Annotated in this window: 16 protein-coding genes; 6 read left to right on the forward strand and 10 right to left on the reverse strand. The window is 43.6% G+C overall.

The features are described 5' to 3' along the window. Positions 1–3 precede the first annotated feature (3 nt). The 3 genes from ACTHRG_RS14280 to ACTHRG_RS14290 are packed head-to-tail and all read left to right on the forward strand — an operon-like array spanning position 4 to position 2,470. Positions 4–675 (forward strand): response regulator transcription factor, encoded by a 672-nt coding sequence (locus ACTHRG_RS14280; protein WP_076259620.1) that lies wholly within the window; start codon positions 4–6, stop codon positions 673–675. Next, positions 672–2,066, forward strand: a complete 1,395-nt coding sequence (locus tag ACTHRG_RS14285) for a sensor histidine kinase (protein ID WP_076259618.1) — start codon at positions 672–674, stop codon at positions 2,064–2,066. Before ACTHRG_RS14280 ends, ACTHRG_RS14285 begins: the two co-directional genes overlap by 4 nt. 5 nt (positions 2,067–2,071) lie before the next feature. Then, complete coding sequence (locus ACTHRG_RS14290) at positions 2,072–2,470, forward strand: hypothetical protein (RefSeq protein ID WP_076259616.1); 399 nt, start codon at positions 2,072–2,074, stop codon at positions 2,468–2,470. Between the two features lie 537 nt (positions 2,471–3,007). Here the strand turns inward: ACTHRG_RS14290 and ACTHRG_RS14295 are convergent. From ACTHRG_RS14295 to ACTHRG_RS14335, 9 genes are all read right to left on the reverse strand, one after another. Then, positions 3,008–3,376 (reverse strand): DUF5661 family protein, encoded by a 369-nt coding sequence (locus tag ACTHRG_RS14295; protein WP_286148796.1) that lies wholly within the window; start codon positions 3,374–3,376, stop codon positions 3,008–3,010. A gap of 412 nt (positions 3,377–3,788) precedes the next feature. Further along, positions 3,789–4,208, reverse strand: a complete 420-nt coding sequence (arsC, locus tag ACTHRG_RS14300; protein ID WP_048011477.1) for an arsenate reductase (thioredoxin) — start codon at positions 4,206–4,208, stop codon at positions 3,789–3,791. A 16-nt stretch (positions 4,209–4,224) separates the two neighbouring features. Next, entirely contained in the window at positions 4,225–5,520 is a 1,296-nt protein-coding gene (locus tag ACTHRG_RS14305) for an arsenic transporter (protein ID WP_076259614.1), read from the reverse strand. A gap of 14 nt (positions 5,521–5,534) precedes the next feature. Then, positions 5,535–5,879 carry an ArsR/SmtB family transcription factor gene (locus tag ACTHRG_RS14310; protein WP_440231416.1) on the reverse strand — a complete coding sequence of 115 codons (345 nt, stop codon included), beginning with the start codon at positions 5,877–5,879 and terminating at the stop codon, positions 5,535–5,537. Between the two features lie 162 nt (positions 5,880–6,041). Continuing rightward, positions 6,042–6,539: an arsinothricin resistance N-acetyltransferase ArsN1 family A gene (locus ACTHRG_RS14315; RefSeq protein ID WP_440231417.1), complete on the reverse strand. Its 498-nt coding sequence runs from the start codon at positions 6,537–6,539 to the stop codon at positions 6,042–6,044. 13 nt (positions 6,540–6,552) lie between these two features. Continuing rightward, on the reverse strand, positions 6,553–7,803 hold the full coding sequence (locus ACTHRG_RS14320; protein WP_440231418.1) for an MFS transporter: 1,251 nt from the start codon (positions 7,801–7,803) through the stop codon (positions 6,553–6,555). 3 nt (positions 7,804–7,806) lie between these two features. Next, positions 7,807–8,025 carry a hypothetical protein gene (locus ACTHRG_RS14325; protein WP_440231419.1) on the reverse strand — a complete coding sequence of 73 codons (219 nt, stop codon included), beginning with the start codon at positions 8,023–8,025 and terminating at the stop codon, positions 7,807–7,809. A 39-nt stretch (positions 8,026–8,064) separates the two neighbouring features. Then, positions 8,065–9,438: an FAD-dependent oxidoreductase gene (locus ACTHRG_RS14330; protein ID WP_440231420.1), complete on the reverse strand. Its 1,374-nt coding sequence runs from the start codon at positions 9,436–9,438 to the stop codon at positions 8,065–8,067. A 64-nt stretch (positions 9,439–9,502) separates the two neighbouring features. After that, a complete protein-coding gene (locus ACTHRG_RS14335) occupies positions 9,503–9,952 on the reverse strand; it encodes a MarR family winged helix-turn-helix transcriptional regulator (RefSeq protein WP_440231421.1) in 450 nt (149 codons plus the stop codon). 226 nt (positions 9,953–10,178) lie between these two features. Between ACTHRG_RS14335 and ACTHRG_RS14340 the strand changes: the two genes are divergently transcribed. The 3 genes from ACTHRG_RS14340 (at position 10,179) to ACTHRG_RS14350 (ending at position 13,050) form a co-directional block, all read left to right on the forward strand. After that, a complete protein-coding gene (locus ACTHRG_RS14340; protein WP_440231422.1) occupies positions 10,179–10,913 on the forward strand; it encodes an SDR family NAD(P)-dependent oxidoreductase in 735 nt (244 codons plus the stop codon). 226 nt (positions 10,914–11,139) lie between these two features. Further along, on the forward strand, positions 11,140–11,655 hold the full coding sequence (locus tag ACTHRG_RS14345) for a PadR family transcriptional regulator (RefSeq protein WP_076259600.1): 516 nt from the start codon (positions 11,140–11,142) through the stop codon (positions 11,653–11,655). A 186-nt stretch (positions 11,656–11,841) separates the two neighbouring features. After that, a complete protein-coding gene (locus tag ACTHRG_RS14350; protein ID WP_076259791.1) occupies positions 11,842–13,050 on the forward strand; it encodes a CynX/NimT family MFS transporter in 1,209 nt (402 codons plus the stop codon). A 581-nt stretch (positions 13,051–13,631) separates the two neighbouring features. Here the strand turns inward: ACTHRG_RS14350 and ACTHRG_RS14355 are convergent. Beyond that, positions 13,632–14,198 carry a hypothetical protein gene (locus ACTHRG_RS14355; protein WP_076259596.1) on the reverse strand — a complete coding sequence of 189 codons (567 nt, stop codon included), beginning with the start codon at positions 14,196–14,198 and terminating at the stop codon, positions 13,632–13,634. Between the last annotated feature and the right edge of the window lie 2 nt (positions 14,199–14,200).

Raw genomic sequence — 14,200 nt, forward strand, 5'->3', positions numbered from 1 at the left:
GCCATGAAAATATTAGTCGTAGATGATGATGTTCATATACAGAAGCTTGTTACGATTCATCTGAATCATGAAGGCTATCAGGTGCTGAGAGCAAATAATGCTCAAGAAGCATTAACGCTCCTGGAAGAGCAAACGGCAGATTTAGCCGTTGTGGATGTCATGATGCCCGGCATGAATGGTTTTGAGCTTACCAGAATATTAACCGGTGACTTCGGAATTCCTGTTATTCTTCTGACGGCAAAGGGGCAGCTCAGTGATAAAGAACAGGGCTTCCTATCCGGTTCTGAAGATTATATTGTCAAGCCGTTTGAAGTCAAGGAGCTGCTTTTCCGGGTAGCCGTTGTGTTAAGAAGAGCCGAGCGGGCGATGGAAACAGTTGTTAAAGCCGGTAATCTGTCTATTGACAGAAAAAGCTTTGAAGTGGAAATCAATCAGGAGACTATCCTTTTTCCATTAAAGGAATTTGAGCTCCTGAGCCTGCTATCGGCACGAAAAAATAAAATAACACAGAGGGCCGCATTGATTGAACAGGCGTGGGGAGCGGATTATGAAGGCAGCGAACAGACTTTAAATACCCACATCAACCGGATTCGCGACCGGTTGAAAAAATACGGGGCAACCGTTGAGATCCAGACTATCCGCGGCATCGGGTATAAGCTTGAGGAAACAAAATGAAGACGCTCTACCGGAAATTCATTGCAGCCACACTTGTGATTTTAGCCATAAGTATCCTGCTTTCCTTCTTTTTAACCAACTGGGTCTATATGGCTTCGACAAAAGGGAAAATCGACAGACACAATGTCGTGATTGCAGAGGAAATCGCGAATGGCCTTGAACATATGCATTCCTCTGGCTCCACTTATGAAACGTACTTAAATTCGATGAGCAAACTCGGCTATCAGCTCTATATCGTGAGTGAATCCGGAGATGGAGAATTCTTCGGGCAGCCTTTCAATAAGACAGATCTGCCTGAAGAAGCTGAAAAAGTGCTGACCGATCAGAAGGTTTATCATGGGATGGATAGCTTTGCCGGCCAATTTCTGATGATGGGCCATTTTTCAAACGACCTTGAAAATACGGTCGGCGTCCCTTTTACCATGGACAACCAGAATTACGGGCTATTTCTCCGGCCGGATAATAAGCTGCTTTTCTCCGACATTCACATGATCTTCGCGTGGTTCTTTGTCGCCATTGCCGTTGTCAGCATTACCGGGGTGATCTGGTTCGCCAAGCACCTGATCAAGCCGATCACGAAGCTGACGGAGGCGACCAGGGAAATTACTCGTGAGAATTTCAACTTCCCATTGAACATTGACCGAAGGGATGAAATCGGACAGCTCGCGGAAAGCTTCAGCCGCATGCAGGCTCAGCTGCAGCACAATGATGAGGCCCGCAAGTCATTCATCAACAATGTGTCCCATGACTTTCAGTCCCCTCTTATGAATATTCAGGGGTATGCGGAGCTTCTGCAGACACAGAAACTGTCAGATGAAGAACATTGCGAATACGTGCAGATTATCGATCAGGAGTCGAAGCGGCTGTCCAATCTGACCAAACAGCTTCTGCTATTGACTTCCCTTGACCAGAATTCCTATCCGATGAAGCTTTCGGAGGTCAAACTGGACGAACAGATCAAGGAAACAATCCGCAGGCATCAATGGCGGCTGGAAGAAAAAGAAATTGAGGTTTCCTACAAGCTCGCGCCCGTCATTTTGAAGGGAGACCCCGAGCTAATAGTGAATATCTGGGACAACCTGCTGACGAATGCGATAAAATATAACTCGCATGGCGGCAGTATTCTCATCAGCCTGTCTCAAACCCAAACAGCGGTTGAAGTTGTTTTTAAAGACACCGGAATCGGAATATCAGAGGATGCGATCAGCCAGGTTTTCGAGCGCTTTTACCGGGTGGACTCGGCCAGGAAAAAAGATGGCACAGGACTCGGGCTATCGATTGTAAAACAAATCATTGAGCTGCATAATGGGGAAATCAAGGCAGACAGCCAGGCTGGCGAAGGCACCACCTTTACCATTACATTTTTCAGGGAGAAACAACGGGAGGAATAAATATTATGGAACAAAAATGGAGTATTAGATTAATAAGGTTTGCAGCTATCTTTGGCATGATCGGAACCTACCTTGGGTCGCATATGTCCGGGCAGATGGATTATTCGTTAAGGCCCATTCATGCCCACATCCTGCTGGTAGGATGGCTTTCCGTCTTTGCATGGGGAATCTTTTATAAAGTCTACCGCGTAAAATACAAAAAGCTCGTTTCCATTCACAGCATCCTTGGAATGGCAGGAGCACTTGGTCTGACAATCGGCATGTGGATGTATACTTTAAATCCGTTTAATTTAGGGGACACCTTTGTTCTGGTCTTCTTTATTGTCGGCGGAACCCTGCTATTGCTTGCCTTTGCACTTTTTGTAGCCATTACCTTTTTAACTGAGAAAACATCGGAACAGTAAGCTGAAAAAGCAATGCACTCCTCTTTGCTTGGGGGCTGTCCCCCTGTGAGAGTAGGACGCTGCAGAGCAAAAAAGAGCACCTGATGGGTGCTCTTTTTTGTGTGTAATTATAGGTAGCTGAATCAGTTGGACTCTTCTTTTTATTGAAAATTGCAGTTATGCGTTACTTTTTCTGGATATGCTTCACTTTGGCACAGATATGCGTCACTTTCATGCTATATGCGCCAGAATCAAATTATTTGGAACATTCCTCATCTCGCCCTCTGCTTTCATAGTCGATTTCTTCTCCGTAAAGAGGAATTGTTCTAAATGTAAGATAAACTCCAAAACATGCTAGATAAATCAAAAAACCTGTTAGATAAATTCATAATCCAGTTGGAAAAAACTCTCAACATGCTAGATAAACTCCAAAACCTGTTAGATAAAACGCCAAACCCCAAGCACGCGCCATCCCAGCTGCCCCTTCAGCAGCATAAAGAATAAAAGCCCTTATCAAAGGGCTTACATTTCAAGAAAATATCTCCGGCATTGTTTTATTCAGCCTTGCTGCAATGAATTCCAATAGGCTTTTGCTTCCGCTTCCAAAACTTTTAATCTCTTATAATAGTCAGGAAACTCGTTAAGATGCGCCAGGGCAATTTTCCCTGTAAGTAGCGGATCATCTCCAGTAACATTCGTTTGGCCTGATCGTTTTCCATGTTCCAGTTCTGTATTAACACCCACCCAGAATTCATTCAAATCAAACTGGGTTTTCGTAAAATCAATTCCCAATAGCAGCGCAATGGCTGCAGCCTCTTCTTTGGAAAAGCCTGCTCTTTCTCTGCTGGTATTTGGAAAAGCCTGATGATTCACAGGTCCTCTGCTAAAGTGATGCCCATAAGGATTATAAGAGTAATACAACAACATTCACCTCTCCATGCCAGATACCATAATGTATGTGAATGATTTATTTAGGAGCATGGATTAGATCAAATAAAAAAGAGCCTCTAAAAGGCCCTTTCCTAACAGCATCTTCCTGTATTCCCGATCATCGAGATCCCGCTTCCGTTACCGCTCCGCTCTAAAACAAGGTCTTCGGTGTTTGGTTCAATAATCGGGTCGATTGCTACTTTGATTTCATTGATTGTGACAATAATATCATCTGCTTCAGGCTCATCCAGAGCCAGTCCTATTCTTGGCTGTCCTCAGCCATAGCCGTCAAAAAAGATGCGGACGCTGCTGGCATTTTGTTCTTCCAGCATTTTTTTCAATTCATCACGCGCATTGTCTGTGATTTTCATGCCTGTTCCCTCCCCTTGGATGTTTTTAAGTATATTATTTACTTTCCAGTTTCGGCAAATGTTTTAATCCGCCCGCCGATTTCATCCCGGACACGCTGGAAGAAAGCCCATTTTTCTTCTTCTGTTCCTTCTGCTTTCGCAGGGTCATCAAATCCCCAATGCTCGCGCTTTACATGAGGAGGTGTCATTGGGCATTTATCCGCTGCATCACCGCAAAGCGTTACAACCAAATCTGCATTATTGAGTATTTCCGGATCAATGATATCAGAAGTCTGGTTTGAGATGTCAATTCCAGCTTCATTCATTGCTTTTACAGCGTTCGGATTCAAGCCATGTGCTTCAATCCCGGCACTATAAACATTCCATTCTTCACCTAAATGCTGTTTTGCCCATCCTTCAGCCATCTGGCTGCGGCATGAGTTGCCTGTGCATAGGAAGTAGATCGTTTTTTTAGTCATGTTGAGATTCTCCTTTTTAGATAATCATTAGCCAAATGTACAATCCGGTTAATGTAATGAACAGTGTTGGAATCGTTAAGATGATCCCTGTTTTAAAGTACGTTCCCCATGAGATTTTTACTCCCTTCAGGGACAATACATGAAGCCACAGCAAAGTTGCGAGGGACCCAATCGGCGTAATTTTCGGACCGAGATCCGATCCAATCACGTTCGCATAAATAAGGGCTTCACGGATGATTCCGCTTGTATCAGTTTCAGCAATGGCCAGAGCGTCAATCATCACGGTTGGCATATTGTTCATGACAGAAGAAAGGATGGCCGCAATGAATCCCATTCCAATGGTTGCTGCAAATAGTCCCTGGTCAGCTGTCATTTGAATGACATCAGCCAATACATTTGTAAGGCCCGCGTTTCTTAGTCCGTAAACCACTACATACATGCCTATCGAAAAGAAAACGATAGCCCATGGTGCACCCTTGATGACGGTGCGCGTATTCACGGCCGGGCTTCTTCGGGCCATGATCAGAAAGAACACCGTTACAATGCCTGCGATGAATGAGACTGGGACACCAATCCACTCACTGGCAAAGTAGCCTATTAATAAGATGCCTAAAACGAGCCATGACAATCGGAACATTTTGCTGTCTTTTACTGCTTCGGCTGGTTTTTTCAAATGAGATAAATCATAATTCTTTGGTATGCTTTTTCTAAAGTATAAGAATAAAACCAAAATGCTGGCACCCAGTGAAAAGAAGTTCGGAATAATCATGCGGGACGCATATTCCACAAAGCCGATGCCAAAGAAATCAGCGGAGACGATATTGACAAGGTTGCTGACAACCAATGGCAGTGACGTTGTATCCGCAATAAATCCGCTTGCGATAATAAACGGAAAAACCAATTTTTCTTCAAATTGAAGGTTTCGCACCATCGCAAGGACAATGGGCGTGAGAATGAGTGCCGCTCCATCATTCGCAAAGAATGCGGCGACAACCGCTCCCAAAATGGAAACGTAAATGAACATCTTCACTCCGCTGCCCTTTGCCGCTCTTGCCATATGTAAAGCAGCCCATTCGAAAAACCCGATTTCATCTAAAATAAGCGATATAATGATGATGGCAATAAAGGTTAATGTGGCATTCCAGACAATGGATGTAACATCTATAACATCATTGAAATCCACCACACCTGCTATTAAAGCGAGGATAGCTCCGCCGCATGCGGACCAGCCGATGGACAGACCTTTTGGCTGCCAAATGACTAATATGAGGGTGACCAAGAAAATCACCGAAGCTAAAATTATTTGAGTCAATGTGTTCCCCCCTCTTACTCACAGGAAATTCGCAATCCCTGCTCTTCCAATTCTGTTAATAAATAATCCTGGCTTGGAAGGTGATCAAGCACATTCTGAACCAGCGGGTAATAGTCACTTTCCTGATTCAATGAATAAATAATCCACTGACCCCTCCTGTTTTCCCTGACCACACCGGCATCTTTAAGTTTCCGGAGATGCTGGCTAATGGCTGGCTGGCTCATTTTAAAAATCTCCACAAATTCACATACACAGCAATCATGGTTATTTAATAGCTTCACCATTGTGAGCCGTGTTTTATCTCCTAATAATTTTAAAATGGATGCTGCCTTCTCGATTTCAACTGTGGATTCTATCATGTTCTCATCACCTCCGCTTTGCCCAGATATTAATATATAATGATTTGCTTATATAAGCAAATGGTTTTTTCTTATTTAGGGAAACTATGCGGACTATTTTTGGGAGAGTCATGAACGCAGCCAAACAAAAAACGGCTAACACTTTAGCCGCAAACATAATATTTACAGAAGTTTTTCCATAGCCATCACGTCCACAAATTCTCCGTCCAGCACACCGTGGTTTTGAAATATACCGACTTCACGAAACCCCATTTTCTTATAAAGACTCTGTCCCAGTCCATTAAATGGAAAAGTAAACAAAACCAGCTTATGGAACTTGTTTTCTCTTGCTTTCTTTTCGAGTGCAGAAAGCAGCTTCCCCCCTGCCCCCTTGCCTCTGAACTCTCTTGCGATATAGATTGATAGATCTGCCACTCCATCATATGCACAGCGGCTGCTATACGGATTCAGAGAAGCCCAGCCGATTACTTGACCCCCTTTTTCTGCAGCAAGCACACAATATCGCCCTTGATGCTGATCAAACCATTTTGTCATATAGGAAAAATCTTTTGCCTCTGTTTCCAATGTAGCGATGCGATCTTCTATTCCCTGATTATAAATTCCCATAATCTCTTCCAAATCTGTCTTCTTCGCTAAACGAACAACAGTCTCACTGATCATTGCAGGTCCCCCGCTAATAAGATTCATAGATTTCTTTTTTTATAAATGTGGTTAACCTCTTTGCTAAAACTGTCCAAATCGCTGCTAAGATAAGCAGTATGATCGAACCGCCCCAATATAAAATGGTAAAACCAGCCTCTAATTGGATTAATATGTAACTAATTGCCGGTCCTAAAGCTGCCCCCACATCTTGAGAGATGGAGTATATCGTAAGGAAAGTAACCACGTTTGCAGTTTTTGCTGTGTCCAGGGCAATCGTGTCTAAAATGGTTGTTAAAATAGTAGCTCCGGCCATCACTAAAAGAGTAACAGCTATCCACAGCCCTAATGGAAGTCTAATGGATACGATTCCAAAGACTATTGCTGATGAAATCAAAGAAATAATAAAAATCGGCAGCCTCCCCTGCGCCCCATCAGACCAGTGCCCCACTGTTTTCCCCAGAAACGGTTCCCATGTCCATCTTACCGCCTGGATTATGCCTGATAAAAAAGTAACACTGACAACCACATTCCATATTGATATACTCTCTCCGTAAAAGTGTTCAATCAAGGAGCTCATTGTGGATGTCACTATTCCCTGATATAACATGGCAACGAGAAAGCCTGAAACAATAATCGCTGCTTTATAAACGGTCCTGCCAATGAAAGGTTTCTCTTCAGCCCTCTTATCAATCCTCCCGGGTGTCTCCTCAACTTGATTAATTTTAGAACTCAGCATTAGAGGAAGCCCCAAAAGGGACAATAACCCAAATGCAATTGATACGGTGCTCAAGCCTATAATTGGAATGAGCAAGCCTCCAACCAGCATTCCGACCAGGCTTCCTGTTCGGTAGAGCCCGTTATACAAGCCCATAGAACTTCCACGCTTATTGTTTTCAGCATAAACAGCAACAACCGACAATCCTCCGATCCGAAAAAATGACCAGGCAATCCCCCATAAAGCACGGAGGATCACCCAGGCCGCAAACCCTTTGAAAATTCCGTAGCCTATTGTTGTGAACCCGCCTAACAGGACAGCAATAATCAGGCCGGACTTTAATGAAATATGTTTGTACATCCAGCCTGCAAATGGATTAAATGGCAATCGTATGAAGCGGTTTATTGATAGGAGCACACCTACTTGCCAAAGGGAGTCCAGGCCTGCACTTTCCCAATAAATAGGCAAGGCAATATACAGCATGGAATCACCTAAAAGGCTTAAAGCTGTGACTATGGCGACTATTATTATAGGCTTTTCAGATAAATAATTTTTAATAGCCGCCATATGTCATTCTCTCCTTAAATTCGAATGATTCAGCAATTCCTGATAAGCCAAAATAAATTGTATATACGTCTCCTGCCCCATTTCACTTTCCCGCAATCGAAACAGCCTTTCAAATGTTGTATCTTTTGCTTCCTCAACAGAACACCCAAAAGCATTCATGATTAATTTCATATAGGATATAAAATATTCTTTTTTGAGAGCTCCAGCATGATTTATGGTCATCATTATCACCTATTCAATTACATTTTAAGGGGCAGCTAATCAATTGCAGCAGGATGATGCAGACTCTTCAATTGAACTTTTTATATTAACGCTGCATACACCCGTTTCCGGCAAATCCAGCTCCACTTTTTCTGCAGCAGTGAAATCACCGCTCAAATAAGCAGCCACAGACCGAACCTGCTCATAGCCTGTCGCCATCAAAAAGGTTGGAGCACGGCCATAGCTTTTGGAACCCACAATATAAAAGTTCTTTTCAGGCTGTCTTAATTCCCTTTCTCCATGGGGGCGAACCGTACCGCAGCTATGAATATTAGGATCAATTAATGGTGCCAATGAGCCTGCACTTTCAGTTGCAGAATCAATGGAAGTACGAAGTTCACTTATGATTGAAAAATCCGGACGGTTCCCTGTATTGACAATCATTTCATCGATTCCATCCAGGCTTATCTGCTTCCCGTTTTGGCTGCCTATTAACTCTATTCCCGTTTCCGACTCTTTGACCAGCTGGATACGAAATGGAGTAACGGCCTCCACTTGCCCGTTATCAACCAATCGATGGATCTTGCTTCCGAGGCGGCCCCTTGCTTCAAGTGCATCTTTTTCTTCTCCTCCGTAAGCATCCTCAACCTGATTTCTTCTCATAATCCATAGAATCTCCGTTTCGGGATAGAACTCTTTCAATTCGGCTAAATCCAGCAAGGCATTGATCGCTGAATGGCCTCCGCCGACAACGGCAATGCACTTATTCCGGTAGCGCTGCTGCTCACTCCCTAATACATCGGGTATTCCATAAAATATCTTTTCCTTCAGTTCCCTCTCATCAGCCAGCCAAATTCCGCTTGATGAAGCCGGATTTGGATTACCCCAGGTACCTGCAGCATCAATGACTGCTCTCGATTCGAATGTTTTGTACTCTCCATTCTGCTCAGTATGAATAACAAAAGGAATATCGTCCCGGTTTGCCGTTTTCATTTTATCGGTATCTTTTCTGCCGACTGACAAAACCTTTGTATTCAGATGAATGAAAGGCTTTATTTCAGGTAAACTGGACAGCGGCTTTAGATAGTGTTCAACAAGTTCCTCACCGGTAGGCAGTGTTTCCATTTGCGGCTGTACCCAGCCATTTGCGCTTAATAAACTGGCAGCAGCTTTGTCAATATTGTACCGCCATGGTGAGAATAAACGAATATGTCCCCAGCTTTTGATATTGGCTCCCGCTTGCTTCCCCGCCTCGAGCAAAATAAATGACTGCCCCCTGCTTGTCAGGTGTGCAGCAGCTGCCAGTCCCACCGGTCCGGCGCCAATTATAGCTACAGGCAACGCTCTTGCTTTCCCCTTGTTTTGTGAATTCTTTTCTATTTCGTTTTTCTTAGGCGTGCAGCATCCCTTTACAAGATCATTCTGATTAGTCATGCTTTCTCCTCTTTTCTCCTATAAATTTTTACTTGCAAATTGCAAGTATTTGCCCCAGAGGCATTTACCCCTGAAACGGCTTACAGCATGCATTGGATTTTGCCATTGCATTATTTAACAAATGAATTGAGCGGATGACTGTTTCTTTTTCAAACTCATTCATTTGTGAAAAAACCTCTTGTAAAAAAGAATTCATCTGCTGATCTATGGCACCTGCAATATATTTCCCTTCAGCAGTCAGCGAAAGAATACTGATTCTCTTATCAGCAGGATCCGGTGTTTTCTTAACTAAGTTCATTTTCACTAAAGATTGAACCTGCCTGCTGAAAGTTGTAATATCCGTCCCTAACGAATCTGCAATCTGCTGCATGGACGGGTTATGCTGATTGTTAATCTCATAAAGAATATGGCTTTGAATGAGGGAAATATCGCATCCGCCGACACTGCAGCAATTTTTATTGAGTAAGCCAAAACGGCGCGTCATTACTTGAAACAAACTGCGAAGATTTTCCATTATTTTCACCTCTTGCTTATAGTATAGTTAATAAAGTTGCATTTTACAACTAATTTTTGAAGAATTTTAAAGAATTTTTTTTCACTAAAAAGCGGTCATCCGTTTTTTTAATCATTATTAACTTTAAACTTTTTTCCAAAACAAATTACTTTGCACAAAGTATATTATCATTTACAATATATTTGAATAGGCATTTTAAAAAGATAGATCAAGGGGGCAATATATCATGGGTAAATTCGATAAAAAAATTGTTTTGGTTACTGGCGGAGCATCAGGAATGGGAAAACGCATGACTGAGCTTTTAGTCGGGGAAGGCGCATATGTTATTGCAGCGGATATTAATAAAGAGCTCCTGGAGATTGTCAGCCAAAATGATGCTGTGGAAGGCAAATTGCTGAATGTCATGTCAGAGAATGATTGGAAAAAGGCTGTAGATGAAATCGTTGCCGATCATGGAAGAATCGATGTTCTAATTAATAATGCCGGCATTTCAAGCGAGAAGCATATGGATGATGTGACAATTGAAGACTGGGATCTCATGATGCGCATCAACGGTTTCGGGCCATTTGCAGGAATGAAGCATGTATTGCCGCAAATGGTCAAACAGCAAAGCGGTGCCGTTGTGAATATTTCCAGCTACACAGCCATGGTGGGAATGGGTACAAACACGTACACTGCTTCAAAAGGTGCTGTGAGAGCCATCTCCAGAGCGGCAAGCACACAGTTCGGCCGATTCGGAATCAGGGTTAATGCTGTTTTCCCTGGCGTCATTAAAACGCCAATGACCGAGAACCTGTCAGAATCCAGTGAAGTGCTGCAGAGATTAATTCAGGCAACTCCGCTTCAAAGACTTGGTGAAGCTGATGACGTGGCACGTGCTGTCTTGTTCCTTGCTTCAGATGATGCTTCTTATATTACAGGTGCAGAACTTGTTATTGATGGCGGTTTCTCTGCACAATAAACAAACAAAAAAACTGTTCCCGCTGCGGGGCAGTTTTTTGTGTGTTCCCTCATCTGCCATGTGATGGTTTGGACAGTTTAAAAGGAGGAGCTGCGCTGAATATGATACAGCAGCTTTTCCCCCTGCTCTTCCATTTGGTATTCCAATGCTGCTTGCATTAAAATGACATTAGGGTATGATATCCTGTATTAGAGCAAAGGTATTGTCTAAAAAGGAGTTACCAATCGTGTCTATCCAAATTGTCATTCTCGGTCTTTTAAAAGAGAAAGAATATCATCCATATGAAATGAAAAAAGTCATTTTAGAACACAAATGGGATCACCTATTCCCCGTTACGGACGGTAATTTGTATCATGCCATCCGCAAGCTCGAAAAGCATAAGTGGATCCAGGCGGAAAAGCAGGAGCAGGTGAATAACCGTCCAAACCGTACCGTCTACCAAATAACTGAAGATGGAAAGAAGCAGCTATCGGAAGAAATCATAGAGGTCTTTAAAAAGCGGATGCCAGAACCGCGATCCCTTTATCCTGCCCTATTGTTTGTTCAATCAGCCCAAGTCCCCGAAGCAGCTGAGCATATAAAAAACTGGATTTCCGACTTGAAAGCAGAGAGCAAAGTAAAGCATGACTACCAGGCGGTCATCCCCAATCTGATACAGGAACATTATAAGGGCTTAAATGAATTTTATATGAATTGGCTGACAAAGATTCTCCAAGTAGTAGAGTCTCCGGATGAGAGGTAAGAGGGTATATCCACTTACCTTCTTTAAATTCACCCCAACACCCTGTAAAATTTTTACCAATTCCCCCAAAAGCTATGTACTTTTCATCCGAAAGCAATTATACTATTCTGAATATTGCCTTTTCGTAAAACGAAGGATGTTCGAAATACCTTTAGGGAGTGTCTTAAGTTGAGAACTATAGCAAAAATGGATTCAAAAAACCTTATACTAATGGCCGGCATTATTTTTGTGGCTTTTAATTTACGCCCAGCGATTACATCAGTCGGGCCATTGATTGGGTCTATACGGGATGAGACAGGAATTTCCAATGGTGCAGCAGGTCTTCTGACCACTCTGCCGCTCGTTGCCTTCGCACTGCTCTCCCCTTTTGTGCCGAGGATCGCCCAAAAGCTTGGCGGTGAATGGAGCATTCTTTTGGGGTTAACGATTTTAGGGTCCGGCATTGCGGCCCGTTCTGCAGGAATGCTTACTCCGCTGTACATAGGAACTATTTTAATTGGATTAGGGGTAGGTCTTTGCAATGTTCTTCTTCCGGGAATGGTCAAGGAAAAATTTCCGCAAAAGGTTGGCCTGCTGACAGGAATTTATACATTTTCAATGGGGATTTTTGCGGGACTTGCGCCAGGGTTCAGTGTCCCGCTTGCTGAGGGACTCGGGTTGGGCTGGAGGCTTTCACTTGGAGCATGGGTCATCCTGATCTTAATTGCCATCATTGTCTGGCTTCCTCAGCTCAGAATGGGAAAGAAAAAAACGGAAGTATCTGCGGTTTCTGCACCAAAGTCTTCCATGTGGACCTCACCCATCGCCTGGCAGGTCACACTATTTATGGGATTGCAATCAATGGTCTATTTCAGCACCACAACCTGGCTTCCGGAGATTCTTCACAGCCAGGGACGGGATATAGCCTCCGCTGGATGGATGGTAACGGTTCTCCAGTTCTCAGGACTCCCTGTAAATATTCTTATTCCTATCCTTGCTGACCGGCTCCCCAACCAAAAAGCGATCGCTTTAGGCATCGGCACTTTCACTTTTGCCGGCATTACTGGTCTGCTTTTGAATGTTAATAGCATCATCACTAACATCAGTATCGTTCTAATCGGGATCGGACTGGGCGCTGCCATCAGCCATTCCTTAACACTGATCGGCCTTCGTGCTGAAAATGCGCAACAGGCTGCCAGTCTTTCAGGAATGGCACAATCCGTCGGCTACCTTCTCGCCGCGGCTGGACCGATTCTCATCGGATCACTATATGACCTGTTCCAGTCATGGACCGTTCCGCTGGTCTTGCTTTTGGTCATTACTGCCATCTTTACGATTTCCGGAATTGGAGCGGGGCGTGATCAATTTGTTCTGCAGGACAAAGACCATAAAAAGACTGCGTCAACCATTGCTTGAATATAACCGGCGACCGGTAACAGCAGAACGGCTGCTGGTTATTATGCAGGAACACATTTAGCCTTTTTGGGGTAAACCAGGCTTCTCTTCGGACTCGACTTGAAGATATCGTCGTCACGGGCGCTCTGTGGCGACGATTTTTTTTGATTTGCCTTTGTATTCTCGTTAATTATGTAATTCCCCTGTCCATCTTCGGACTCTAACTGGGCTTTTCTCGCATCATGTGTCCTAACCTGGCTCAGCTTCAAACTCAATTTGAGCTTTTTATGCATTTTGTGTCAGAACCTAGCCCTTCTTCCGACTCAACCTGAGCTCTTCCCGCAATCTGAGTCCGAACCCATCCCATCTTCCGACTCATTTTGAGCTTTCCGAGCTTCCTGAGTCCGAACCCATCCCATCTTCCGACTCAATCTGAGCTTTTCACGCATTTTGTGTCAGAACCTAGCCCTTCTTCTGACACAACACAAGCTTTCCACGCATTCTATGTCCGAACCCACCCCATCTTCCGACTCACCCCGTGCTCCCCAAGCATTCTGTGTCCCAACCCCGGGCCTTGTGCAAACAAGCAGCTACACGCCTGGTCACCTTTTAATATTCTCATTCATCCTTTTAACAAACATCGTTAAAAAATAGGCTGCATAAGCAATCGCGATATCGATCAGAAAGATATAGAATTGATTCATTCCCTTGTTAAAATGCGCCATACCTGCCCACTCTTCAATAGTGGCAAATCCGAAGGCGAATATCGCAGAACCTAAAATCGTGTAAAGCAGAAAGCTTTTGCTGTGGTTGGTGCAGAATTGGTAGATCAGCAGGAAACCGACCGGTAAAGCTGATGCTGTCATATTCAGTGCATAGGGAAACATGGGTAATAAAAAATGGGTGTGAACAAAATAACTATATCGCTCCAAAAAGCTGTCGGCGTATGTCCAAAGTATATGTACGGTATATCCAAAAAAGAAAATTTCAAATATTCTCGTCCGGTCAACTGATAGGTATACAATAACGAGAGGCAGCACCATAAGTGCGAAAACCACCCAATACTGCCAGGCTCCAAAACCTGAATATTCTCTCCAGTAGGAAGAGATGAGTGAATTCATCTTTTCACTTTGTAAATATATCCGTTCCCAATACTCGCTATAACTCATAG

This window comes from Cytobacillus sp. SAFR-174 (genome assembly GCF_051964675.1).
Lineage (GTDB): Bacteria > Bacillota > Bacilli > Bacillales > Cytobacillaceae > Cytobacillus.